Origin of the sequence: Janthinobacterium sp. J1-1, from assembly GCF_030944405.1 — a bacterium.
Lineage (GTDB): Bacteria > Pseudomonadota > Gammaproteobacteria > Burkholderiales > Burkholderiaceae_D > Janthinobacterium.
This window is the reverse complement of the sequence record NZ_CP132339.1, coordinates 1,805,448-1,829,310: the sequence shown is the minus strand read 5'-3', so window position 1 is coordinate 1,829,310 and position 23,863 is coordinate 1,805,448. Positions and strand designations below refer to the sequence as shown.

The window sequence follows — 23,863 nt, the reverse complement described above, 5'->3', positions numbered from 1 at the left end:
GACCTGGAGTACAGGCAGTCTCCATCTTGCGCATCCACGAAAGGTTTTACATGTTTCCAGCATCTCGTCACGCCCCACGCTCACTCCTGGTCCGCACCGTCCTCGCCTGCGCCCTGTCGCAGATCGGCATGGCGCTGGTTCTTCCCGCCCACGCGCAAGCCCAGGCGCAGCAGCTGCGCAGCTACAGCATTCCCGCCGGGGCGCTGGGCGACGTGCTGACGCGCTTCGGCAGCGACAGCGCGATTTTATTGTCGTTCTCCGGAGAGGCCACGCAGGGCTTGCGCAGCGCCGGTTTGCAGGGCAGTCACAGCCTGCAGGACGGTTTCCGTATTCTGCTCGCCGGCAGCGGCCTGCAGGCGGTGGCGCAGCCCAATGGCGGCTATCTGCTGCAAAAGATCCCGGCCGGCACGCCGGCAGCCGGCGCCGACAGCCGTGGCATGGCCGTGATGAGCGGCGTGACGGTGGTGGCGGCGCAGGAACGCAGCGCCGTCACCGGCGGCACCGGCAGCTACTCCGGTGGCCCGGCCAGCGGCGCCACCGGCCTGGCCCTGACGCAGCGCGAAACGCCGCAGTCGCTGACCATCGTCACGCGCCAGCAGATGGATGACCAGAACAGCAATGCGGTGTCCGACGTCATGAAAAACGTCAACGGCGTCAATGTGCAGAACTACGACAGCGACCGATGGAGCTTCTGGGCGCGCGGCTTTGCCGTCACCAATTTCCAGTACGACGGCGTGTCGGCCATCTACGACGGCGTGTACGACTGGGGCACCACCAACAGCGACATGGCGATCTACGACCGCATCGAAGTGCTGAAAGGCGCCACCGGCCTGATGAGCGGCGCGGGCGACCCGTCGGCCACCGTCAACATGGTGCGCAAGCGCCCCACCGCCGACTTCACCGGTTCGGCCACGGTGGGCGCCGGCTCGTGGGACAACTACCGCGCCGAAGCCGATGTATCGGGCGCGCTGAACGAAAGCCGCACGGTGCGCGCGCGCCTGGTCGGCGCGTACCAGCACAAGCATTCCTACCTGGACCGCTACCAGCAGCGGAAATCGGTCGCCTACGGCGTCATCGAAGCGGACCTCACGCCCCTCACCTTGCTCACGGCCGGTTTCACCCACCAGGACTACAAGCCGCGCGGCTCGACCTGGACCGGCTTTCCGGTGCTGCTGGCAAACGGCACGCGCACCGACTTCCCCACCTCGTGGAATCCGGCCACCGGCTGGAGCCGGCGCGACATGAAAAATACCACCTTGTTCAGCGCGCTGGAACACACTTTTGCCAGCGAGTGGAAGCTCAAGTTCAGCGCCAATATGCTGCGCAGCGAGCATGACAGCGTGCTCGGGTCGGCCAGCGGCGGCAATCCCGACCCCGTCACCGGCGAAGGCGCCTATTTCTTCATGGGACAGTATGCGGGCAAGCGCCGCCAGGGCACCGTCAACCTCGACCTCAATGGCCCGTTCACGGCCTTTGGCCGCCAGCATGAGGCGATGTTCGGCTATTCGTCCTCGACGGCGAAACAGCACGGCCCCGTCCATGAATCGGTCTACCCGCCCGTCGCGGGCAGCTACTTTGACTGGCGCGGCCAGTATGCGCAGCCGGCCTTTACGCGCCTGGGCAACGACAACGACAGCACGCGCCAGAGCGGCCTGTATGGCGCCGCGCGCCTGCGTCCCGCCGACGCCCTGTCGGTGATTGTTGGCGCGCGCGTCAGCCGCTACCGGCAGGACCAGCAGCGCACCTTTATCGACGCAGCCACCGCCCCCATCGTCGCGCGCATCGAGGAAAACAATGTCGTCACGCCGTATGCGGGCGTGGTATATGACCTCGACCGGACGTACTCCGTATTCGGCAGTTACACCAGCATCTTTGCGCCGCAGAGCAACCGCGATATCAACCGCAACTTCCTGGCGCCCGTGCGCGGCAAGGGCTTTGAAGCCGGTGTCAAAGCCGAATACCTGCAGGGCAGGGTCAACGCCAGCGCCGCGCTGTTCCAGATCCGCCAGGGCAATGTGGCCAATTACGTGGGCGCCGTCAACGGCGAGGAAGCGTACGAGGCGATCGACGGCATCACCAGCCGCGGCCTGGAAATGGAAGTGACGGGGGAAGTGGCAAAGGACGTGAAACTGAGCGCCGGCTACACCTACACGCACAGCCGCGACAAGGACGGCGAGGACGTGTTTTCCACCATGCTGCAAACCACGCAGCCGGCCCATCTGCTGCGCGTGCAGGGCAGCTGGCGCTTGCCGGCCGGCCTGGAAAAAATCACGGTGGGCGGCGGTGTGAACTGGCAAAGCAGCTACTACGGCAAGCTGTGGAACCCGGCGGCCGCAGACTATGTGCGCATCGCGCAGGGCAGCTACGCGCTGGTCAACCTGATGGCGCGCTACGAGATCGGCAAGCACGTCACGGCCAGCCTGAATGTGAACAACCTGCTGGACAAACAATACCTGACGGGCCTGGGCCTGTTCGAAACAGGCTTCTACGGCGAACCGCGCAATATCATGCTGACCTTGCGCACGAAGTTTTAGGGTATGACATCGGCCGGCTGCACCGCCAGCGCCGCATGGCTGCTGGCGCAGCCGCCGCACAGGCCATACAGCAGCGGCGACTGGCGGTACAGCACGAAGCCGTGTTCGGCCGCCACCACCCGCTGCTGCTGTTCGATGGCGGCGTCGACGAATTCCGTCACCTTGCCGCAGCCCTTGCAGACCAGGTGGCCGTGGCGCTCGCCGCTGCCCAGTTCAAAGATCGCCGCGCCATTGTCGAAGTGGCTGCGCTCGAGCAAACCCGCATCGGCAAACTGCATCAGCGCGCGGTAGATGGTGGCCACGCTGGCGTTTTTCTCGCCCGTCATCAGGCGCCGGAACACGTCTTCCGCCGTCAGATGCTTTTCATGCGACTCATGAAACAGCTGCAAGATCAGCAGCCGTGGCGGCGTCGCCTTCAGGCCGGCCTGCACCAGCGCGCCGGCCATTTCATCGGTGGTCATGGACCGCTCCTTCACGTATAAAAAACGCTGATGCGCTGGCCGTCGATCTGGTGCACCTTCACCTCGACCTGGTAGAGATCGCGCAGCACCTCGGGCTGGATCAGCTCCTGCGGCGTGCCCTGCGCCGCCAGTTTGCCGTCGCGCATGGCGATGATATGGTCGGCATAGCAGGAGGCGAAATTGATATCGTGCAGCACCAGCACCACCGTCTTGTGCAACTCGTCGGCGGCGCGCCGCAGCAGCTTCATCATCGCCACCGCGTGGCGCATGTCGAGGCTGTTGAGCGGTTCGTCCAGCAGCACGTAATCGGTGTCCTGGCACAGCACCATCGCGACAAAGGCCCGTTGCCGCTGCCCGCCCGACAATTCATCGAGGAAGCGTTCGGCCAGCGCCTCCAGGCCCAGGTAGCCCAGCGCCTGCTCCACATGCACGCGGTCGTTCTCCGTCAGCCGCCCGGCCGAATGGGGGTAGCGGCCAAAGGCGACCAGTTCGCGCACCGTCAGGCGCAGGGTCAAATGATTGTCCTGGCGCAGGATGGCCAGGCGCCTGGCCAGCACCTCGCCCGGCGTGGTTGTCACATCGAGCCCATCGACCGTCACGCTGCCGGCCGACATGGGAGACAAGCGGCTGATCATGGCCAGCATGGTCGATTTGCCGGCGCCGTTCGGGCCGATAATGGCCGTCACGCCGCCGGCCGGAATCACCAGCGTGACATTGTCGACCACCAGCGTGTCGCCGTAGCGTTTGGATACCGCATCGGCGGCGATCATGCGGCCTTCCGGCGCAGCAGAATAAAGATGAACATCAGTCCTCCCAAAAATTCAATCACCACCGACAGCGCGGTGGCAAAGCCGAACACGCGCTCGAGGATCACCTGGCCGCCGACCAGCATGGTGGCGCCCAGCAAAATGGCCGCCGGCAGCACCAGGCGGTGCTTGTCGCTGCCCATCAGCTGGTAGGCCAGGTTGGCCACCAGCAGGCCAAAGAAGGTCACCGGCCCGACCAGCGCGGTCGATACCGACACCAGCACGGCAACCAGCACCAGCACGCGCATCACCAGCTTGCGGTAGTCGAGCCCCAGGTTGATGGCCAGTTCGCGCCCCAGCGCCAGGGTGTCGAGCGCGCGCCACATGCGCCAGCCGGCCACGCTGGCGGCCAGCACCACCAGCGCGGAGACGGCCAGCAGGTCCTGCGCCACCAGGTTGAAGCTGGCGAACATGCGGTCCTGCAGCACCACGAATTCATTCGGGTCGATGATGCGCACCATGAAGCTGGTCACGCTGCGAAACAGCAGGCCGAAGACGATCCCGACCAGCATCATCAGATGCAGGCTGCGCTGGGTGCCGCCCAAAAACATCCAGCGGAACAGCAGGCAAGCCAGGCCCACCATCAGCAGCAGCTCCAGGCCGAATTTCAGGCGCACGTCGACCCCGCCCAGGCGCTCCAGCCCCAGCGTGAACACCAGGACGGTCTGGATCAGCACATACAGCGCGTCGAAGCCCATCACGGCAGGCGTCAGGATGCGGTTGTGGGTAATCGTCTGGAACAGCACCGTGGCCACGCCGATGGCATACGCCACCAGCAGCATGGCGGCCAGCCTGGCGCCCCGGTGCGGCAGCACGAAGGCCCAGTTGCCGTTGGCGCCGATGGTCATGAATGCCACCATCGATGCCAGCGCAAGTGCGCCCAGCAGCCACAGCCGCGCGGAAGAAGATATCGAAACAGCCATCAGCCCACCCTCGCCCGCGTGCGCAGCAGCAAAAATAGAAACAGCGCGCTGCCGACGATGCCGACCACGGTGCCGATCGGAACTTCATACGGATGCAGCAGCAGGCGCCCCGCGATATCGCAGGCCAGCACGAACGCCGCGCCCAGCAGCCCCACCCAAGGCACGGCGCGGCGCACATTGTCGCCCAACATCAGGCTGACCAGATTGGGCACGATCAGCCCCAGGAAGGGCACCATGCCCGAGGTGACCACCACCACCGCCGTGACGGTGGCGACGATCAACAGCCCCAGCGCCACCATGCGGCCATGCCGCAGGCCCAGGTTGGCGCTGAAATCGCGGCCCATGCCGGCCACCGTGAAGCGGTGCGCGGTATGCCAGGCCAGCAGGGTCAGGCCAAAGCCGATCCACAGCAGCTCGTAGCGGCCGCGCAGCACGGCCGAGAAGTCGCCGGTCGACCAGGCGTGCAGCGATTGCAGCATGTCGTGGCGGTGCGCAAAAAAAGTGGTGACGGCGCTGATCACGCCGCCCAGCACCAGGCCCACCAGCGGCACGATCAGCGACGAGCGCTGCGGAATGCGGCGCAGGATCGCCAGGAACAGCAGGCTGCCGGCCAGCGCGAATCCGGCGCTGACGACCATCTTGCCGAACAGGGGAAGTTCTGGCGCGAACAGGGCCACGGCCAGCACGCCCAGGCTGGCCGATTCGACCGTGCCGGCCGTCGACGGCTCGACAAAGCGGTTACGCGCCAGCATCTGCATGATCATGCCGGCCACCGCCATCGCCATGCCCGACAGGATCAAGGCCACGGTGCGCGGCAGCCGGCTGGCGAACAGCAGTTGCGAGGCCATCGGGTCGGCCGGCGCGCCGCCGATGCCCAGCAGGGCCAGCATCGACACATCGCTGGCGCCCACCAGCACGCTGGCGCAGGCCAGCACAAGCACCAGCAGCGCCAGCAACACCAGCCAGCCGGCGCCGCCCGACTTCGGACTACTCAACACCATCTATCGACTCACTTGGCGGCAGTGGCGGGAGCAGCGGGAGCGGCGGCACCCATGGCCTTGCTGATCTGCGCGATATTGGCGCGCAGCGCACCCTGGCCGGCGCTGCCGAGCAAATACCAGTTGGCGGCGTCCAGGTAGACCACCTGCTTCTTGTTCCAGGCGGTGGTCTTGCGGACCAGTTCATTGTCCAGCAGGCGCTGGGCGGCCGATCCCTCGCGGCCGATGGCGGCGTCGCGGTCCAGCACGAACAGCCAGTCCGGATTGGTCTGCAGCAGGAACTCGAACGAGATCGCCTGGCCGTGGTTCGATTGCGCCAGATTGGTTTGCGCCGGCACGATGCCGAAGCCGTCATGCAGCACGCCGAAGCGCGAGCCGGGACCGTAGGCGCTCATCTTGCCGCCATTGGTCAGTATCATCAGCCCCTTGCCGCCTTTCGCCGCCACCGTTTTCAGGGCGGCGATGGCATCCTGGTTCTGCCTGACCAGCGCCTGGGCCTGGGCCTGGGCTGGCTTGCCGAAGATGGTGCCCAGGGTCTCGGCGTTGCGGTACACGCTGGGCAGGAAATTCTTCGCGTCGACGGTCAGGTCGATGGTCGGCGCGATCTTTGCCAGTTCCGCATACTTGGCGGCCGAGCGCCCGCCGGTGATGATCAGGTCGGGCCTGGCGCCGTGTACCGCTTCCAGGTCGGGTTCGAACAGGCTGCCGATCTTGACGTATTTCGCGTCCGCATACTGCGCCAGATGGGCCGGCATTTTCACGGTCGGTACGCCTTTCACGTCCACGCCCAGCGCCTGTAGCGTGTCGAGCGTGGCCAGGTCGAATACCAGCACGCTTTTCGGCGCGGCCGGGATCACCGTTTCACCCTTGGCGTGGCTGATCTTCCGGGTCTCCTGGGCTTGGGCCGGCAGGACGGCCAGCGCCAGCGCGCCGGCCAGCAGCATGCCGAGCGAGCGGCGTTTGGTGTGTGCAGCAAAATTCATCATGATGGTATCCAGTCAGTTCAGTTTAAAAACGCGCGGTCAGACCGGCGAAGAAGCGGCGGCCCTGCACATAGTTGTCGGCCACGCCCACGGTTTCCGGGCCTTCCTCGAACAGGTTCTGCACGCCGCCGCGCACGGTCAGCTTGTCGTTCATGCGGTAGGAAACCGTCGCATCGGTGATCGTGTATTTTTTGGTGTAGATGGAACCGCCGCCCAGCTGCTTGCCCGTGTGCTGGGCCGACAGTTCGGCATACACCTTGTCATTGGCCTGCCAGCCCAGCGCCGAGAAAAGCGACACCTTCGGCGTGTTCAGCAAACTCGCGCCGGTGGACAGGTTCTTCGCCTCGATCATGTAGGTCAGGTTGTTGCGCAAGGTGAGACTCCTGGCCAGCGGGATGGCCAAGGTTCCCTCCAGGCCGCGCGTGCGCGCCTTCTGGATGTTTTCCATCATGGTCCACCACAGGCCCTGGTAAAAGCCCAGCGGCGCGTAGTCGATCTTGTTCTTGAAATCGGTGTGGAAGAAGGTCAGCCCCGCATCCCAGCCGGCGCGCTCGAAGGCCACGCCCAGTTCCGCGCTGGTGCTTGTTTCCGGTTTCAGGTCCGGGTTGCCGGCCATGTAGCAGGTGCCGGTGACATAGCCGAACGGACGCAGCCCCGCGCAGCCGTTGCCACGCGAACTGGTCACCGCGTTCGGCGCATTTTCCTTCAGGCTCGGTGCGCGGAATCCCTTCGAGATACCGCCCCGCACCGTCCACGCTTCGGCCGGGCGATACACCAGGTACAGCCGCGGGCTGGTGTTGTTGCCGAATTTTTCATGGTGATCGAGGCGCGCGCCGACGGTGGCCGTCAGGTCCTCGCGCAGGAAGATCTGGTCTTCCGCAAACACGGCGGCGGTGGTCACCGACAGGGTCGAGCCGCTGGCCACATTGCCCAGGTAATCGGTGGGCACGGTGCCGATGGTGCGGGTATTGGTCAGCTCTTCGTCCTTCCACTGGCCGCCCAGGGTCAGCAGATGGTCGACGCCGAACTTGAACGGTTTTTCCAAAGTCGCGTCGAGCAAGGTATCTTTCGATTTCGCCGTGTGGCCGCTGATCTTGCTGTCGTAGGCGTTGTGGTACAGATTGACCTTGGTCTTGCCGAAGCCCCAGCGCCCTTCATGGCCGATGCCGGCGCTCTTGCGCGTCAGTTCGCTGGCGCCGAAGGCCTCGATCACCGGCACGCCGGTGGCGCCCAGGCCACCGCCGCCGCTGGCTTGCTGCTTGCCGTAGGCGACATCGACCGACATGCTCTGGCGCTCGGCGATCTTCCAGTTCAGCTGACCCGTGAAATTGTCATTGCGCTCGCCGCCCACGCCGCCGAATGCGCGGTTGCCGGTGCTGACGGAATCGGCGACCTGGCGCTTCTTGCTGGCGCCCAGGCGGATACCGACAGCCTGCGACAGCGGGCCGGCCAGGTTGACGCTGGCCTGGTGCGCGTCGCCACGGCCCGATTCCTCGGCGGCGGTATAGTTCAGGGTGGCCGAACCGCCCCACTGGCGCGGCACCTTGCGCGTGATGATGTTGATCACGCCGCCCATCGCGTCGGAACCGTACAGCGACGACATCGGGCCGCGCACCACTTCGATGCGTTCGATCATGTCGGGCGTGATCCAGTTCAGGTCCTGCCGGCTCTGGTCGGGACGGTAGGCGGTGTCGGTGGAACTGCCCTGGCGCTTGCCATCGACCAGGATCAGGGTGTATTTTTCGGGCAAGCCGCGCAGCTTGATCTTCGACTGCTCGCCGGTGGCGCTGGTGCCGCCGGTCACGCCGGGGATGCGGCGCAGCAGGGTATTGAGGTCGTACACGGGCTGGCGCTCGATCTCTTCGCGCGTGATGACGCTGATGCTGGCCGGCGCATCCTTGATGTCGACCGGCGCGCCGGAGGCCGTCACCACCACGGTCGGCACGGCCGCCGCTGCGGTTGCGGCAGGCGCTTGCGCCCAGGCGGCGCCGACGGCGGCGCTCAAGGCGCAGGGCAACAGGAAACGGGCGCACGGCGCCACGGAGAGCTTTTTCATGGGGACTTTCAGGTAGTCGGCGCAGCGGCAAGCGCCCTGTTACACAATTGAGAATAAGAACGATTCGCATTATAATCAGCGATTTTTGCGTATCGGCAACGTTAAAGGCAGTCTTATGAATTCTTTGCATTTCTCGGTGCTGCTGGTCGACGACGACGTCAAGATGGCGCGCATGCTGGAGGAATACCTGACGGCCGAGCATATCCATCTGCAGGTCGCGCATGACGGCTGGCAGGCGCACCAGCTGCTGCAGGCGGCCGGCCATGGCCTGGACTTGGTAATCCTCGACGTCACCCTGCCGGGCCAGAACGGCTTCGAGATCCTCCGGCGGCTGCGCCAGGAATCGAACCTGCCGGTGATCATGCTGACGGCGCGCGGCAGCGAGAGCGACCGCATCCTGGGGCTGGAACTGGGCGCCGACGACTACCTGCCCAAGCCCTTCAATCCGCGCGAACTGACGGCCCGCATCCGCGCCGTGCTGCGCCGCCGCGACGACGGCCCGGCCACACCCGTCGCGCCACCGCCCGACCCCGCCCTGTGCGTGGGCACCCTGCGCTACCTGCCGCGCAGCCTGGAGGCCAGCGTCGGCGGCGGCATGGTGCGCCTGACGGGCACCGAGGCGCGCATCCTGGAAATCCTGATGCGCTCGGAAGGGCGCATGATAGGCCGTGAACAGCTGACGCAATGGGCGCTGGGGCGCAAGCTGCAGGCGGACGACCGCAGCCTCGATACGCATGCCAGCAATTTGCGGCGCAAACTGGGCCTGGGGCCATCGCCTGACGGCCGGCCCGAACTGCGCAGCGTGCGTGGCCAGGGCTATCTGCTGGCCATGAGCGCGGGCGACGCCGCTTGAGCCGCGCCGCGCCAGGCAGCTCGCTGTTCCTGCGCATCTTCATCTGGTTCTGGCTGGCCACCTGCATGATCGTGGCGGCCGGCATGGTGATCACCACGGTGGTCGGCGCGGCGCGCCACAATGCGCTCGACGGCGTCGAGCCGGCCGCGCTGGTGCGCGAAGCGCGCGCGCAGATGGCGCTGGGCGGCGTGGGCGCGCTGCGGCAATGGATACGCGCCAGCGAAGCGCGGTACGCCACCTTGAAGATCTATGTGGTCGACCATGGCGTGCAAGACATCCTGGGGCGCCGCCTGCAGCCGCGGCTGGAAGACCGCCTGGGCGCGCATATCGAGGAAGGCGATTTCGCCGCCGCCAACGGCACGCCGCTGCCCGGCCCCCTGCCTGGCAAGCCGGTGTCATGGTGGGACATACACGATCTGGTCTCGCCAGACGGCGACCATTATGAACTGGGCTTTTTGCCCTTCGATCCACCGCACCTGGAAGCGCTGGGCGACTCCGACCTGCCCCTGCTGCTGCTGGCCGCGTTTGCCCTCAGCGCCCCCATCTGCTGGCTGCTGGCGCGCCATATCAGCCGACCCGTGCGCGAGCTGGAACGGGGCGCGCAGGCGTTTGGCGACGGTGACGCCAAGCTGCGCCTCGATGGCGCGCTGCTGGCGCGGCGCGACGAATTCGGCGCCCTGGCGCGCGCCTTCGACGACATGGCCGAAAACGTGGCCGAGCTGCTGGCATCGAAGGAAAACCTGCTGCGCGACGTGTCGCACGAACTGCGCTCGCCGCTGGCGCGCCTGCGTCTGGGACTGGAACTGGCGCGGCGCGACGCCGGCGCCGGGCTGGCGCTGGACAGGCGCTTTGACCGCATCGAGCAGGAATGCGCCCACCTGGACCAGATGGTGGGCCAGCTGCTGCACCTGGCGCGGCTGCGCGGCGCGCCCAGCGACATGCCCGAGCCGCTGGACCTGGCCGTGATCATCAGCCAGGTGGTGGGCGACGCGCGCTTCGAGGCGCAGGCGGCCAGGCGCCGCGTGGCGTGGACGGCGCCGCCGCTGCCCCTGACGATGCTGGGCGTGCCGCTGCTGCTGCGCAGCGTGCTGGAAAACGTGCTGAGGAATGCCTTGCGCCACGCGCCCGAAGACTCGGCCATCGTGCTGCGCGCCTGGCGCGAGGACGGCGACATCGTGGTGGAAATCGGCGACCATGGCAGTGGCGTACAGGAAGACGAACTGGCACGGCTGTTCCAGCCGTTTTACCGCGCCGGCGGCGACGCCCAGCAGGATGGCGACGGCGCGGGCCTGGGCCTGACGATCGCCGCCACCATGGTGGCGCGCCACGGCGGCGGCATGGCCGCGCGCAACCGTGGCGAAGGTGATGATATGGATGAAAACGGCCGGCGCAGTGGACTGATTGTCAGCATCCGGCTGCCGGGACTGTAGCTCAGGCCGAGAACAGCGCCAGCGCCCAGGCCGGCGGCTGCAGTTCCTGCGCCAGCGGCGCATAGGCGGGATCGAAGCGCGACGCCAGCAGATACACATTGGCCGCGCCCGCGCGTTCCCAGTTGCCCGTAAAACCCTTCTGGCCGGCGGCCACGCGCTTGCGGTCGAACGGCACCGCGCTTTTCGCAAATTCGACGTGGGTCTGCTTGCCCTGCGCATACGGCGCCAACCAGGCCAGCGCTTCTTTCAAGCGCCGCGCTTCGGGCGCGCCATACCAGTCGTCGCCATGCTGTTGCGCCATCAGCGCGGCGGTGAGCAAGGGCTCCAGGCTGTAGGTGGTGTAATGCAGGGCGTCGCGCTGTTCGAAGTCGAACGGCACGCCGCCTGCACCGATATTGCGCGGCACATGGGACATAAAGCTCTCTTTTGCACGCGCGACCAGCGCCGCGTCGCCTGACAAATAGCTTGCCGCCGTGCCGATCTTGATGCGGTGGCTGTGCCAGTTATTGCGCGCCGTCGACGGCCCGCCCACCTTGACCGGGTCGCTCAGGTAGCCGCTGGCCAGGGTGCGGCAGAATGCCTTCAGCTGCTCGCGTTCGCTGCTATTGAACCGCTCCTGGATCAGGTCCACGCCCATCAAGAGGCTGGCCAGTTCCGTCTCGTCGACGGGGCTGAACGAGGGCTGGTAGCCGCGGCTCCAGGCCAGCGCCAGCTTGCGCGCATTGTCCAGGCAGGCAGGGTCGCCAGACAGCCGCCACGCCAGCGCCTGCAGCCGCGCCTGGCGCCAGTCTTCCTGCGCCTGCTGGCTTTGCGCACGCCCGCCTTCGCCGTCGAGCAGGCCGCCCGTGCGCACTTCGGCCATCAGATGCAAGGGCCGGTCCACCGCTTTTTGCGCGGCGCGGATCACCTGCGCGGCCACCCTGGCCGGCACCCGCGTTTTCAGGCCAGCCGCATGCGACGGCGATGTCAGTGCAAATGGCAGCGTGGTGGCAGCAGAGGCCGCGCGCACGCCGGCAAACGGCAAAGCCAGCAAACCGGTCAGCACCGCGCGCCGGGTAATCAAAAGCGGGTCTCGCGCGCGGCGCGCAAAAAATTATCGAGGATGGGCGTGCAATCGAGCAGCTCGACGCCACCGGCCGAATGGAATTCCGGGTGCCACTGCAAGCCCATCACGAAGCGCGCGCGCTGGTAGCGGATCGCCTCGACGATATTGTCGCCATGCGAATACGCTTCCACCGTGATATCGCGCCCCAGGTCCTTCACCGACTGATGGTGGATCGAATTGACCAGCGCCTCGCCCGCCTTCGGAAACAGGCCGGCCAGGGTCGAGCCTTTCGGGAAGACGATGGTGTGGCGGTGGCGGTCATACAGGTCGTTGACGTGAGACGAAGCCCCTTCCACGTCCGAGGCGATATCCTGGTACAAGGTGCCGCCGAAGCCCACGTTGATCAGCTGGCAACCGCGGCAGATGCCCAGCACCGGTTTGCCCGCGTCGACGAATTCATGCAGCAGTTCCAGCTCATACAGGTCGCGCGCGCGGTCGCCGCTCCATTCGGGGCGGGTGGCCGCTTCCGAATACGTCTGCGGCGACACGTCCGCCCCGCCCTGCAGCACCAGGCCATCAAGATGGCGCGCATAGTGGCGCAAGGTGATGTTACTCGGGTGTAGCAGGCCGCTGGTATTGACCGTCGGGATCATGAACACCAGCACATCGCGCGACATGACCCACTGCGCGATCGACTCCTCCAGGTATTGCAGATTCTTGCTGCGCAGGCCCGTGGCGCCGGGTTCCGGATGAAAAATGCGCGCCGAAATACCGATGCGCAAAGTGCGCCGCATGAAGTCGCGCCCCGCCTTGTCGCGCATCGAGCGGTAGCGCGACGTCAGCACGCGCCAGGCCAGCGCGAACGGCGTGTCGTTATCCTTCAGGTAGCGCGGCGGTGCCTCGCGCGAGCGGCGGTCGCGCTCATCGGCGTCGGAGGCGCGGCCGACGCGGTCGGGACGGACCGGCGCAGCAGGCGGGGCGGGAGAAACACTGGGCGGGATTTTTTCGTCTGACATGGCGTGACTTGCTGGATGGCGGAGACGGTTTCAATATAAACCTCCGTTCCCGAAAGCACGATTCAATTTTGTAACAAAAGCATACGCATGCCCGGCTTACGGGGCAAAAACGCAACAGGCCGGGCCTGGCGCGCATGGCGGCGCCTGCCAAAAATACGCCGCGTTTACGTCCGCCACCGCGCTTTTTAGACCATCTTTACATGCTCGCTGCTAATCTCGATTGCATCTCAACCACCGCTGCAAAGCACCATCGCCATGGACACTTCCTTGCGCCAAGCCACTTTTCTTATCCATATCACGGTCGATAAAGACTGCCTGTCGGCGCTGCGCCAGCTGGTGTTCAGGACCTGCGGCGCGATGCTGTCGTTCATGCGGATCGAGGCGGTCGACCATGCCGAACGCATGAGGGTGGACCTGTGCGTGACCGAACCGGCGCTGCGCCTGACGATGGACGCCGTGATGCGCTGGCTGCCGGCGGAGTTTGGCCGGATTTGCCAGGATCATCCACGCCACGGTGGTACACGATGAACCAGTACGCGTGCGAACACGCGATGTCCTGCGAGCGCATCACGGCCCACTTCCAGGGCATCTGGGTGCCGATGGTCACGCCGTTTCGCGACGGCGCGATCGACTTCGGCGCCGCACAGCGGCTGGCTGTCGAATTGGCCGGCAGCGGCGTCAATGGCCTGGTGGTGTGCGGCACCACCGGCGAGGCGGCCATGCTGAGCGAGGCCGAACAGGGCATGCTGTTGGCTAGCGTGCTGGAAGCGGCCGGCCCGCGCTTTCCCGTCGTGATGGGCATAGCCGGCAGCGACACGCGCGCCGTCACGGCCGCCGTGCAACGCTATCACGACCACCCGCTGGCCGGCCTGCTGATCTCCGCGCCCGCCTATGTGCGGCCGTCGCAGGAGGGCATCGTGCGCCATTTCCAGGCGATTGCCGCCGCCACAGATCACTCCATCGTGCTGTACAACGTGCCGGCCCGCACCGGCGTGCACATCACGACGGCGACGGCGGCGCTGCTGGCGCGCGACTCGCACTTTGTCGCCATCAAGGAGGCGGGCGGGCAGCTGGACCAGTTCGGCCAGCTGCTGCGCGACACCCACCTCGACGTGCTGTGCGGCGACGATGCGCTGCTGCTGGCCAGCCTGGCGCTGGGCGCACATGGCGCCATGTCGGCCGCCGCCCAGGTGCGACCCGACCTGTATGCCCAGCTGTTCGACCTGGTGCAATCGAATCGCCACGCCGACGCCGGCGCCCTGTTCGAGACCATGCTGCCTGCCATACGGCTGCTGTTCGCCGAACCGAACCCCGGCCCCATCAAGGCGGCGCTGGCCATGCAGGGCAAGCTGCGCGATGAACTGCGCTTGCCGATGACGCCCATGTCCGGCGCCGGCCAGCAAAAACTGGCGCTGGCGCTGGAATCATTGCTGGCGCTGCCGCGCTACCGCGCTGGCGGCGCGTCGTTTAAAACACCTTGCTGACTGTCAGGATCAAGGCCGTCTTGCCCATGAATTTGCCATTCACGGGCGAGGCGTAGGCGGTCTTGCTGCCATTGGTGCCGATCACGGCCAGTGCGCCGGTGAGCACGCCAAAGTCGCGCGTCACGCCCACTTTCCAGTCGGTGTAGCTCGACGCATCGTTGTTGCGCACCTTCTGGTGGCCCGCATGCAGGTTGCCGGTCCAGCCATTTGTCAAGTCGATATTCGCGCCGATGTCGAGGTAGCCGCTGTTCTTGCTGTTGACGATGCCGAACAGGTTGGAGACGGCGTGCGCATACTTGATATACGCCGGGCCGTACGACAGCTGGCCGTAGACTTCCTGGGTATCCGCATCGGCAAAGCCGGCCAGGTGTTTCAGGCCGTTGTCGGCATACACATAGGCCAGCACGCCGGCGTCGTAGCCGATATCGTCAGTCAACTGGCCGCGCTTGCCCGCATACAGGTCCACTTCCACGTCGCCACCGCCGCCCGCGTCCTTGGTCCACTTGATGGTCGAGGCCCAGGCGCCCGCGTACAGGCCGGTGGGGTTATTGACATAGTCGGCACCGCCCTGCAGCGCCGGTTTCAAGCGCGTTTGCGACATGCCGCGGTAGCGGTAGTCGGAAACACCGGCAACGTTGAAGCTGACTTCATTGTCCGGTTTCGCTTCCTGCGCGTGCAATACGCCCGAGGCAAGAATGGCGGCGATGGCAAATACGATTTTGTTCATGGTATGTACTTCTTCATTGGTGGGTTGGGCCTTTGCCGGGATGGCGCAGCTGGCCCCTTGCTGCAAAATTTCGGGTAAAACGCTCCCCTGGCGCGCGCGGCGCCTGTTTTCAAAACCGGGGGATAGAAAGACTTAGAGTGGCAGCAGCAATCGGTAGCCGACCGCCGTTTCCGTCAGCAGGTATTGCGGCTGGGCCGGATCGGCTTCCAGCTTCTGGCGCAAGTGGCCCATGTAGATGCGCAGGTAGTGGCCGTTCTCCAGGTTCGACGGCCCCCACACTTCGCGCAGCAGCTGCGGATTGGTGACCACCCTGCCGGCGTTTTTCACCAGCACCGACAGCAAGCGGAATTCGGTCGGCGTCACATGCACCAGCTGCTTGTCGCGCATCACCAGGCGGTTCTGCACGTCGACCGACACGTCGCCGAAGCGCACCACGCCATCATCAGGTGCGGCCGGCTGGCGCTGGCGGCGCAAGGTGGCGCGCACGCGGGCCAGCAGTTCGCCCACGCCGAACGGCTTGGTCAAATAGTCGTCGGCGCCGGCGTCGAGCGCGCGGATTTTTTCGTCTTCGCCGACGCGCGCCGACAGCACGATCACGGGCACGGCCGACCATTTGCGCAGGTCGCCCAGAAAATCGATGCCGTCGCCGTCGGGCAGGCCCAGATCCAGCACCACCAGGTCGGGGCGGCGCGTGCCGGCGTCGATCAGGCCGCGCTGCAGGGTGGCCGATTCGTGCACCTGCCAGCCTTCGGCTTCCAGCGCGGCGCACACGAAGCGGCGGATCTGCGGTTCGTCCTCGACCAGCAGTGCGGTCGGGGAAGTGGTGTTGCCGGTGGCATTAGCGTCATTCATGATGGTGTTCCAGTGTCAGTCAATTCGCTGTCCAGTTCTTCAGGCGGCGCCGGCGGCGTCCCCAGAGGCAGCATCAATACAAAGGCCGCGCCGCGCGCGGGCAGCGGCACTTGCGCGGCGATGGTGCCGCCATGCGCTTCGACGATGGCGCGGCAGATCGCCAGCCCCAGGCCCACGCCGGGCAGGTTCGACTCGCGTTCGCCGCGCGTGAATTTCTCAAAGATCGCTTCTTCGCGCCCGGGCGGCAGGCCCGGCCCGTCGTCGCTGACCGTCACCCGCAGCCACTGGCCATGCACGCCGGCGGCAATCGTGATGGTGCTGCCGGCCGGCGTGTATTTGGCGGCGTTTTCCAGCAGGTTGCACAGCACGCGCTCGATCAGCACGGCGTCGTAGCGCACCAACGGCAGGCCGGGCGCGAGCTGGGTGCGCAGTGCATGCCGCACCAGTTGCGGGGCGCTTACGCGCAGGGAACTGCCCACCACCTCTTCCAGCGCCTGCCATTGCAGGTTCAGCCGCACATGGCCGCTTTCGATGCGCGCCATGTCGAGCAGGTTGGCCACCAGCGCGCTCATGCGCACCGTCTCGGACTGCAGCGAGCGCGCCATCTCCAGCTGCGCGCCGGACAAGGCCGGGGTTGAGCGCGCCAGCGATTCGGCCAGGCCCACCAGCGAGGTCAAAGGCGTGCGCAGGTCGTGCGACAGCGCCGCCAGCAGCGAATTGCGCAGCCGTTCCGACTCCATCTGCACCAGCGCGCCCTGCGCCACGTCGATATAGTGCACACGTTCCAGGGCAATCGCGGCCAGCGCGGCAAAGGTGTCGAGCTGCTGGCGCTGTTCCGGCACCAGCAGCCAGTGCCGGTGCTGGGGCGAATCGAGCGGCAGCAGCGCCAGCAGGCCGCGCGTGCGCATCGGCGCGATCAGGGGCAAATAAAAAATATCGGAGCCGGGCAAGGTGTCGGTACCGGTGCCGGCCGCCTGCGCGCGGTCGAAGGCCCATTGCGCGATGCCCAGGTCCAGCTGGCCGGGCTCCAGCGGCGTCTGCAGCCGGCCCTCGTCATCGGGCAGCAGCAAGGTGGCGCGGGCGCGGAAGGCCCGCTCGATGGCGCGCCGCGTGATGTCGAAAATCTCTTCGGTCTGCAGCACGCCCGACAGTTCGCGCGAAAATTCGTACAGGGCGCGCGCACGCGCTTCGCGGTGCGTGGCGACCCGCGCCTGGAAGCGCAGGCCGGCCGTCAGGTGGCCGGTGATCAGGCCCACGGCCAGCATCACGCCAAACGTGATCACATATTGAAAGTCGCCCACCGCAAACGAAAAACGCGGCGGCACGAAGGCAAAATCAAAGCTGGCCACGCCCACCAGGCTGGCCAGCGCGGCCGGCCCGCGCCCCAGCCGCACGGCCACCAGCACCACCGTCAACAAGGAGAGCATGGCGATATTGGCCAGGTCGATATACGGCAGCAGCGGCACCGAGGCGCAGGCCGTGGCCAGGCTGGCGGCGGCCGCCAGCAGATAGCGCCAGGGGCGCCCAGGCCGGTGCACGATGGCCTCTTCGGCCGCCTTGCGCGGCGCGGCGTCCAGCGCCGGCTGGCCCACCTCGATCAGGTCGATATCGGGCGCCAGGCCGGCGATGCGCGCGGCGCTGGCGGCATGCCACAGCCGCGCCAGCGCTCCGCCCTGGCGGCGGCCCATCACCAGCCTGGCGATATTGGCGCCGCGCGCATGGGCGACGATGGCGGCGGCGATATCGCTGGCGGCCACGATGGCGGTGCGCGCGCCCAGGTCCTGCGCCAGTTTCAGGGTGTTCAGAATGCGTTCGCGCTCGCGCGCCGGCAGGCGCTGCAGCCTTGGCGTTTCCACGTACAGCGCATGCCATTCGGCGTTCAGCTGGCTGGCCAGGCGGGCCGTGCTGCGCACCACCTGTTCGCCGCCCGCGTGCGGCCCCACGCAGGCCAGCAGCGCCGCGCCCGTCTTCCACACCGGGTTGATCGATTTTTCAAGGCGGTAGGCCTGCACATCGTCCTGCACCCGGTCGGCCGTGCGGCGCAGCGCCAGCTCGCGCAGGGCGATCAGATTACCCTTGCGGAAAAAATGCTGCGACGCGCGCTGCGCCTGCTGCGGCTGGTAGACCTTGCCCGCTTTCAGGCGCAGCAGCAGTTCGTCGGCGGGTATGTCGACCAGCACCACTTCGTCGGCACGGTCGAACACCGTGTCGGGCAAGGTCTCGGCCACGCGCACGCCGGTAATCCCGCCCACCACATCGTTGAGGCTTTCCAGGTGCTGCACGTTGACGGTGGTCAGCACGTCGATGCCGGCGGCCAGCAGTTCCTCGACATCGTGCCAGCGCTTCGGATGGCGCGAACCGGCCACGTTCGAATGCGCCAGTTCGTCGATCAGGATCACGGCAGGGTGACGCAGCAGCGCCGCGTCCAGGTCGAATTCGGGCAAGGTCTTGCCGCGGTATTCCAGGTTTTTTGCCGGCAGCCACGGCAAGCCGTCGAGCATGGCCGCCGTCTCCGAGCGGCCATGCGTTTCCACCACGCCCGCCAGCACGTCGACACCTTCGGCCAGCAGCTTGCGCGCCGCGGCCAGCATGGCATAGGTCTTGCCGACGCCGGCCGAAGCGCCGAAATAAATGCGCAAGCGGCCACGCGTGGCTTTGTGTTCCTGCGCCTGGACCTGGGCCAGCAGGGCGTCGGGGTCGGGGCGTTGGTCGTTGGAGGGCATGGTGGTTTTCAATGAAAGGCTGGGGTCAGACCCCGATCATCTTACTTCTGCATCGCATCGAGCGCCAGATTCAGTTCCAGCACATTCACGCGCGCCTCGCCGAAAAAGCCGATATACGCGGTTTTCTGCGCCTTGGCGATGGCGTTTTCCACTTGCGCCAAAGGCAGGCCGCGCACGCGGGCCACGCGCGGCGCCTGGTAGATGGCGGCGGCCAGGCTGATTTCCGGGTCCAGGCCGCTGCCGGACGCCGTGACCAGGTCGACCGGAATCGCGCGCGTATTGCCTGGGTCGGCATCTTTCAAGGCGGCGATGCGCGCCTTGACGGCCTCGACCAAGGCCGGATTGGTCGGCCCCTGGTTCGAGCCGCCCGAGCCGACGCCGTTATTGGCCATCGGCGCCGTGGCCGACGGGCGGCCCCAGAAGTATTTCGGCGAGGTAAACGACTGGCCGATCAGGGTCGAGCCGACCGGCTTGCCACCGTGCTCGACGATGCTGCCGTTGACTTCATGGTTGAAAGCCAGTTGCCCGATGCCGGCCGTGGCCAGCGGATAGGCCACGCCGCAAATCACGGTCAGCGCGGCAAACAGGACCAGGGCGGGACGTACGATGGTGTTCATGCTATTTCCTTTAGATGAAGTTCAGTGCCGACAGCGCCATGTCGATCAGCTTGATGCCGACAAACGGCAGCACGATGCCGCCCAGGCCATACACCAGCAGGTTGCGGCGCAGCAGACTGGCCGCGCCGATGGCGCGGTACTGCACGCCCTTCAGGGCCAGCGGGATCAGCACGACGATGATCAGCGCATTGAAGATCACGGCCGACATGATGGCCGACGACGGGCTGGCCAGGTGCATGATGTCGAGCGCCTTCAGTTGCGGATAGGTGCCGACAAACGCCGCCGGGATGATGGCGAAATACTTGGCGATATCGTTCGAGATCGAGAACGTGGTGAGCGAACCGCGCGTCATCAGCATCTGCTTGCCGATTTCGACGATTTCCAGCAGCTTGGTGGGGTTCGAATCGAGATCGACCATATTGCCCGCCTCTTTCGCCGCCTGCGTGCCAGAGTTCATGGCAACCGCCACGTCGGCCTGGGCCAGCGCCGGCGCGTCGTTGGTGCCGTCGCCCGTCATCGCCACCAGCCGGCCTTCGGACTGGTAGCTGCGGATCAGTTTGAGCTTGTCTTCCGGCGTCGCCTCGGCCAGGAAGTCGTCGACGCCCGCTTCGGCCGCAATCGCCGCCGCCGTCAGCTTGTTGTCGCCCGTGATCATCACCGTCTTGATGCCCATGCGGCGCAGTTCGGCAAAGCGCTCCTTGATGCCGCCCTTGACGATATCCTTCAGTTCCACCACGCCCATCACCCGGCCCGCATCGACCACCACCAGCGGCGTGCTGCCGCGGCGCGCGATATCGTCGACGGCGCGCGCCACGTCGGCCGGATACGGCTGGCCCAGCGCTTCCACGTATTTTTTGACGGAATCGGCCGCGCCCTTGCGCACCTGTCTATCGGCGATATCGACGCCGCTCATGCGCGTCTGCGCCGTAAACGGGACAAACGTCGCGTTCAGGCTGGCCATCTCGCGTTCGCGGATATTGAACTGCTGCTTGGCCAGCACCACGATGCTGCGCCCTTCCGGGGTTTCGTCGGCCAGGGAGGCCAGTTGCGCCGCATCGGCCAGCTGCTGTTCCGTCACGCCCGGCGCCGGCACAAAGCTGGACGCCTGGCGGTTGCCCAGCGTGATGGTGCCGGTTTTATCGAGCAGCAGCACGTCGACGTCGCCGGCCGCTTCCACCGCGCGGCCCGAGGTGGCAATCACATTGGCCTGCATCATGCGGCTCATGCCGGCCACGCCGATGGCGGACAGCAGGCCGCCGATGGTGGTCGGGATCAGGCACACCAGCAGCGCGATCAGCACGGTAATCGTCACCGGCGTGCCGCTGCCGGCGGCCGCCACCGCAAACAGCGAATACGGCAACAGCGTGACGGTGACGATCAGGAACACGATCGACAGGGCCACCAGCAAAATGGTGAGCGCGATTTCATTCGGCGTCTTCTGGCGCTTGGCGCCTTCGACCATGGCGATCATGCGGTCGATAAAGGCCTCGCCGGGATTGACGGAAACGCGCACCAGCAGCCAGTCCGACAGCACGCGGGTGCCGCCGGTGACAGCTGAAAAGTCGCCGCCCGACTCGCGTATCACGGGCGCCGATTCGCCGGTGATCGCGCTCTCGTCGACCGAGGCCACGCCAGCCGTCACTTCGCCGTCGGCCGGGATCACGTCGCCCGCCTCGACCAGCACCGTCATGCCACGGCGCAGGTCGGTGGCCGGTGTCGGCAGCCAGGAGGTGCCGTATTTCGGCACCTGCATTTTCTTGGCCATCACGGTCTGCTTCAGGGCGCGCAGCGAGGCCGCCTGCGCCTTGCTGCGTCCTTCGGCCAGCGCTTCGGCAAAGTTCGCGAACAGCACGGTGAACCACAACCACACCGCAATCGCCAGAATGAAGCCGAACGGCGCTTCGCCCTGGCCATTCAGGGCCTGGATCGCCAGCAGGGTCGTGATGATGCTGCCCACATAGACGACGAACATCACGGGGCTGCGCCACTGCGTGCGCGGGTCGAGTTTCTTGAAGGCGTCGCCGATGGCGGGCAGCAGCAAGGCGGGGTCGAACAGGGTCAATGTCTTGGTTTTCATGGCAGTTGGGTAAAGAGTTGCAGGTGTTCGATGACGGGGCCCAGGGCCAGCGCAGGAACGTAGTTCAGTACACCCACCAGTATCACCACGCCGACCAGTAAGCCAATGAACATGGGGCCATGCGTGGGCATGGTGCCGGCGTTGGCCGACAGGCGCTGCTTGGCGGCCAGCGAACCGGCGACGGCCAGCACCGGCACGATCACGGCAAAGCGCCCGAACCACATGGCAATCGCCAGCATCACGTTATAGAACGGCGTGTTGGCCGACAGCCCCGCGAACGCGCTGCCGTTGTTGTTGGCGGCCGACGTAAAGGCATACAGGATTTCCGAGAAACCGTGGGCGCCCGGATTGGCCACGCCCACCGTGCCCTGTTCCAGCATGACGGCGATCGCCGTACCGACCAGCACCAGGGTGGGCGTGACCAGGATGGCCAGGGACACCATCTTCATTTCATGCGCCTGGATTTTCTTGCCCAGGTATTCGGGCGTGCGCCCTATCATCAGGCCGGCGATAAAGACGGCCAGGATGGCAAACATCAGCATGCCGTACAGGCCCGTGCCCACGCCGCCGAACACCACTTCGCCGAACTGCATCAACAGCAGCGGCACCATGCCGCCCAGGGGCATGTAGGAGTCGTGCATGGAGTTGACGGCGCCGCACGAGGCGGCAGTCGTCACGGCCGCGAACAGGGCCGACGAACTGATGCCGAAGCGCGTTTCCTTGCCTTCCATATTGCCGCCCGCCTGCAAGGTACTCATCTGCTGGTCGACGCCCAGCGCCTGCAAGGCCGGATTGGCCTGCTGCTCGGCCTGGAATACGCCGGCCGTCATGACCACAAAGATCAGCGTCATCGCGGCCAGCACTGCCCAGCCCTGGCGCATGTCGCCCGCCATGCGGCCAAACGTGAAGCACAGACCTGCGGGAATGATGAAGATGGCCAGCATCTGCAGGAAGTTCGACAGCACCGTCGGGTTTTCATACGGGTGGGCGGAATTGGCATTGAAAAAGCCGCCGCCATTCGTGCCCAGCAGCTTGATCGCTTCCTGAGATGCCACCGGGCCCATGGCGATGGTCTGCGTGGCGGCCACTTGCGCTTCCATCACCGGCTTGCCGGCCGCGTCCAGCACGGCCTGGCCGGCGGCGTCGGTTTTCGGTGTTTCATAATGTACCTGGTCGAGCAGGGTCACTTCCTTGTATGGCGAAAAATTCTGGATCACGCCTTCGCCCATGAACACCACCGACAGGGCCAGCGACAGCGGCAGCAGGATGTACAGGGTGGAGCGCACCAGGTCGACCCAGAAATTGCCGATCGATTTGCTCGAGCGCGCCGAAAAGCCGCGCACCAGCGCAAAGATCACGGCAATGCCGGTGGCCGCCGAAAAGAAGTTCTGGCAGGCCAGGCCCAGCATCTGCGTCAGGTAGCTCATGGTCTGCTCGCCAGAATAGCCCTGCCAGTTGGTGTTGGCGACAAAGCTCACCGCCGTATTGAACGAGGAATCGGGACCCACGTTACCGAGGCCTTGCGGGTTGAATGGCAAAAAGCCCTGCAGGCGCTGCAGGCCATACACAAAAAAGGCGCCGACGGTATTGAACACCAGCAGCGCGATGGCGTAGTGCTTCCAGCCCATGGAGCGCTCGGCACCCGCTTTCACGCCCGCCAGGCGGTAAAGAACATTTTCACCGCGTTGCAGCCAGCCCAGGCCACGGATCGGGGCATCGCCCGCCACCCTGGCCATGTACAGGCCCAGCGGATAGCCGGCGGCCAGCAGCACGGCCAGGAACAGCACCAGCAATAAAATCGATTGCGTCGTCATCACAGCTCCTCGGCTTTCAGCAGCGCCACCAGCAGATATACCAGCAGGCCGGCCGACACCACGGCGCCCAGCACATAAAAGGCGTTCATTGCGCGCCCCCAAGCTTGTCACAGGCGCCGGCAAAGCCAGCCACCACGACATAAAAGACGGCCATCAGGCCCAGGTATACGAGATCCATTCCCACCCTCATTCAGGTTTGTTTTGATAGAGGGAAGCTTAGCCAGAAGGGTCTAAAAAATTCGTAAAGACTGGAGCGGGCGGTGTAAACAAGCTGTAAAAATCGTGCACTACCATCTAGCCGTCACATGACGGGCGCACCATAGTTGCCAAGGAGTAGCGCCATTGCGCGCCGATCACGATAGAATGCGCGAGCGTCCGCACAAGGACGCCCGGCCTGCCGCAATGCGCTCCCAGAGTGACGCGAGGCGCGATATACTGTATATTTATACAGTTATCGCCACCGC

20 protein-coding genes are annotated in these 23,863 nt (G+C 65.9%); 5 read left to right on the top strand and 15 right to left on the bottom strand.

Annotated features, from left to right (window positions below; genetic code table 11):
• Positions 1–50 precede the first annotated feature (50 nt).
• Entirely contained in the window at positions 51–2,534 is a 2,484-nt protein-coding gene (locus tag Q8L25_RS08250) for a TonB-dependent siderophore receptor (RefSeq protein ID WP_308924399.1), read from the top strand.
• On the opposite strand, the gene Q8L25_RS08245 is transcribed toward Q8L25_RS08250, so the two are convergent.
• From Q8L25_RS08245 to Q8L25_RS08220, 6 genes are read right to left on the bottom strand one after another with little or no spacing between them, the layout of a single operon-like run.
• The gene (locus tag Q8L25_RS08245) at positions 2,531–2,995 is read right to left on the bottom strand and encodes a Fur family transcriptional regulator (protein ID WP_308924398.1); all 465 of its coding nucleotides are present in this window, start codon (positions 2,993–2,995) and stop codon (positions 2,531–2,533) included. The genes Q8L25_RS08250 and Q8L25_RS08245 overlap by 4 nt on opposite strands.
• An 11-nt stretch (positions 2,996–3,006) precedes the next feature.
• A complete protein-coding gene (locus Q8L25_RS08240) occupies positions 3,007–3,765 on the bottom strand; it encodes an ABC transporter ATP-binding protein (protein WP_308924397.1) in 759 nt (252 codons plus the stop codon).
• Positions 3,762–4,724: an iron chelate uptake ABC transporter family permease subunit gene (locus tag Q8L25_RS08235; protein WP_308924396.1), complete on the bottom strand. Its 963-nt coding sequence runs from the start codon at positions 4,722–4,724 to the stop codon at positions 3,762–3,764. The genes Q8L25_RS08240 and Q8L25_RS08235 overlap by 4 nt, the downstream gene beginning before the upstream one ends.
• Positions 4,724–5,719 (bottom strand): ABC transporter permease, encoded by a 996-nt coding sequence (locus tag Q8L25_RS08230; protein ID WP_374694249.1) that lies wholly within the window; start codon positions 5,717–5,719, stop codon positions 4,724–4,726. The genes Q8L25_RS08235 and Q8L25_RS08230 overlap by 1 nt, the downstream gene beginning before the upstream one ends.
• 14 nt (positions 5,720–5,733) lie before the next feature.
• A complete protein-coding gene (locus Q8L25_RS08225) occupies positions 5,734–6,708 on the bottom strand; it encodes a siderophore ABC transporter substrate-binding protein (protein WP_374694248.1) in 975 nt (324 codons plus the stop codon).
• Between the two features lie 22 nt (positions 6,709–6,730).
• Positions 6,731–8,761, bottom strand: coding sequence for a TonB-dependent receptor domain-containing protein (locus tag Q8L25_RS08220; RefSeq protein ID WP_308924394.1), 2,031 nt, complete (start codon positions 8,759–8,761; stop codon positions 6,731–6,733).
• 115 nt (positions 8,762–8,876) lie between these two features.
• Between Q8L25_RS08220 and Q8L25_RS08215 the strand changes: the two genes are divergently transcribed.
• Positions 8,877–9,614, top strand: coding sequence for a response regulator (locus Q8L25_RS08215; protein WP_308924393.1), 738 nt, complete (start codon positions 8,877–8,879; stop codon positions 9,612–9,614).
• Positions 9,611–11,044: an ATP-binding protein gene (locus Q8L25_RS08210; RefSeq protein ID WP_308924392.1), complete on the top strand. Its 1,434-nt coding sequence runs from the start codon at positions 9,611–9,613 to the stop codon at positions 11,042–11,044. Before Q8L25_RS08215 ends, Q8L25_RS08210 begins: the two co-directional genes overlap by 4 nt.
• Before the next feature lies 1 nt (position 11,045).
• Here Q8L25_RS08210 and Q8L25_RS08205 read toward each other — a convergent pair whose 3' ends face one another.
• Positions 11,046–12,107 carry an alginate lyase family protein gene (locus tag Q8L25_RS08205; protein WP_308924391.1) on the bottom strand — a complete coding sequence of 354 codons (1,062 nt, stop codon included), beginning with the start codon at positions 12,105–12,107 and terminating at the stop codon, positions 11,046–11,048.
• Entirely contained in the window at positions 12,104–13,105 is a 1,002-nt protein-coding gene (locus tag Q8L25_RS08200) for a type 1 glutamine amidotransferase (protein ID WP_308924390.1), read from the bottom strand. The genes Q8L25_RS08205 and Q8L25_RS08200 overlap by 4 nt, the downstream gene beginning before the upstream one ends.
• A gap of 267 nt (positions 13,106–13,372) precedes the next feature.
• Between Q8L25_RS08200 and Q8L25_RS08195 the strand changes: the two genes are divergently transcribed.
• Positions 13,373–13,633, top strand: a complete 261-nt coding sequence (locus Q8L25_RS08195; RefSeq protein ID WP_308924389.1) for a hypothetical protein — start codon at positions 13,373–13,375, stop codon at positions 13,631–13,633.
• Complete coding sequence (gene dapA / locus Q8L25_RS08190; protein WP_308924388.1) at positions 13,630–14,589, top strand: 4-hydroxy-tetrahydrodipicolinate synthase; 960 nt, start codon at positions 13,630–13,632, stop codon at positions 14,587–14,589. Before Q8L25_RS08195 ends, dapA begins: the two co-directional genes overlap by 4 nt.
• Here the strand turns inward: dapA and Q8L25_RS08185 are convergent.
• The 7 genes from Q8L25_RS08185 to kdpF all read right to left on the bottom strand — a co-directional run bounded on the left by Q8L25_RS08185 (position 14,573) and on the right by kdpF (position 23,488).
• Entirely contained in the window at positions 14,573–15,316 is a 744-nt protein-coding gene (locus Q8L25_RS08185) for a TorF family putative porin (RefSeq protein ID WP_308924387.1), read from the bottom strand. The genes dapA and Q8L25_RS08185 overlap by 17 nt on opposite strands.
• A gap of 132 nt (positions 15,317–15,448) precedes the next feature.
• Positions 15,449–16,168, bottom strand: a complete 720-nt coding sequence (gene kdpE, locus Q8L25_RS08180) for a two-component system response regulator KdpE (RefSeq protein WP_308924386.1) — start codon at positions 16,166–16,168, stop codon at positions 15,449–15,451.
• Positions 16,165–18,891, bottom strand: a complete 2,727-nt coding sequence (locus tag Q8L25_RS08175) for a DUF4118 domain-containing protein (RefSeq protein WP_308924385.1) — start codon at positions 18,889–18,891, stop codon at positions 16,165–16,167. Before Q8L25_RS08175 ends, kdpE begins: the two co-directional genes overlap by 4 nt.
• A gap of 41 nt (positions 18,892–18,932) precedes the next feature.
• Positions 18,933–19,508, bottom strand: coding sequence for a potassium-transporting ATPase subunit KdpC (kdpC, locus tag Q8L25_RS08170; RefSeq protein WP_308924384.1), 576 nt, complete (start codon positions 19,506–19,508; stop codon positions 18,933–18,935).
• A gap of 10 nt (positions 19,509–19,518) precedes the next feature.
• Positions 19,519–21,585, bottom strand: a complete 2,067-nt coding sequence (gene kdpB / locus Q8L25_RS08165; RefSeq protein ID WP_308924383.1) for a potassium-transporting ATPase subunit KdpB — start codon at positions 21,583–21,585, stop codon at positions 19,519–19,521.
• Positions 21,582–23,399: a potassium-transporting ATPase subunit KdpA gene (gene kdpA / locus Q8L25_RS08160; RefSeq protein WP_308924382.1), complete on the bottom strand. Its 1,818-nt coding sequence runs from the start codon at positions 23,397–23,399 to the stop codon at positions 21,582–21,584. Before kdpA ends, kdpB begins: the two co-directional genes overlap by 4 nt.
• Entirely contained in the window at positions 23,399–23,488 is a 90-nt protein-coding gene (gene kdpF / locus Q8L25_RS08155; protein WP_034746483.1) for a K(+)-transporting ATPase subunit F, read from the bottom strand. The genes kdpA and kdpF overlap by 1 nt, the downstream gene beginning before the upstream one ends.
• Between the last annotated feature and the right edge of the window lie 375 nt (positions 23,489–23,863).

What these genes read in the sequence shown, in the direction of transcription:
- Q8L25_RS08250 (WP_308924399.1), top strand. Translation starts at nt 51, where the DNA reads ATGTTTCCAGCATCTCGTCACGCCCCACGCTCACTCCTGGTCCGCACC.
- Q8L25_RS08245 (WP_308924398.1), bottom strand. Translation starts at nt 2,995, where the DNA reads ATGACCACCGATGAAATGGCCGGCGCGCTGGTGCAGGCCGGCCTGAAG.
- Q8L25_RS08240 (WP_308924397.1), bottom strand. Translation starts at nt 3,765, where the DNA reads ATGATCGCCGCCGATGCGGTATCCAAACGCTACGGCGACACGCTGGTG.
- Q8L25_RS08235 (WP_308924396.1), bottom strand. Translation starts at nt 4,724, where the DNA reads ATGGCTGTTTCGATATCTTCTTCCGCGCGGCTGTGGCTGCTGGGCGCA.
- Q8L25_RS08225 (WP_374694248.1), bottom strand. Translation starts at nt 6,708, where the DNA reads ATGATGAATTTTGCTGCACACACCAAACGCCGCTCGCTCGGCATGCTG.
- Q8L25_RS08220 (WP_308924394.1), bottom strand. Translation starts at nt 8,761, where the DNA reads ATGAAAAAGCTCTCCGTGGCGCCGTGCGCCCGTTTCCTGTTGCCCTGC.
- Q8L25_RS08215 (WP_308924393.1), top strand. Translation starts at nt 8,877, where the DNA reads ATGAATTCTTTGCATTTCTCGGTGCTGCTGGTCGACGACGACGTCAAG.
- Q8L25_RS08200 (WP_308924390.1), bottom strand. Translation starts at nt 13,105, where the DNA reads ATGTCAGACGAAAAAATCCCGCCCAGTGTTTCTCCCGCCCCGCCTGCT.
- dapA (WP_308924388.1), top strand. Translation starts at nt 13,630, where the DNA reads ATGAACCAGTACGCGTGCGAACACGCGATGTCCTGCGAGCGCATCACG.
- Q8L25_RS08185 (WP_308924387.1), bottom strand. Translation starts at nt 15,316, where the DNA reads ATGAACAAAATCGTATTTGCCATCGCCGCCATTCTTGCCTCGGGCGTA.
- kdpE (WP_308924386.1), bottom strand. Translation starts at nt 16,168, where the DNA reads ATGAATGACGCTAATGCCACCGGCAACACCACTTCCCCGACCGCACTG.
- Q8L25_RS08175 (WP_308924385.1), bottom strand. Translation starts at nt 18,891, where the DNA reads ATGCCCTCCAACGACCAACGCCCCGACCCCGACGCCCTGCTGGCCCAG.
- kdpC (WP_308924384.1), bottom strand. Translation starts at nt 19,508, where the DNA reads ATGAACACCATCGTACGTCCCGCCCTGGTCCTGTTTGCCGCGCTGACC.
- kdpB (WP_308924383.1), bottom strand. Translation starts at nt 21,585, where the DNA reads ATGAAAACCAAGACATTGACCCTGTTCGACCCCGCCTTGCTGCTGCCC.
- kdpA (WP_308924382.1), bottom strand. Translation starts at nt 23,399, where the DNA reads ATGACGACGCAATCGATTTTATTGCTGGTGCTGTTCCTGGCCGTGCTG.
- kdpF (WP_034746483.1), bottom strand. Translation starts at nt 23,488, where the DNA reads ATGAACGCCTTTTATGTGCTGGGCGCCGTGGTGTCGGCCGGCCTGCTG.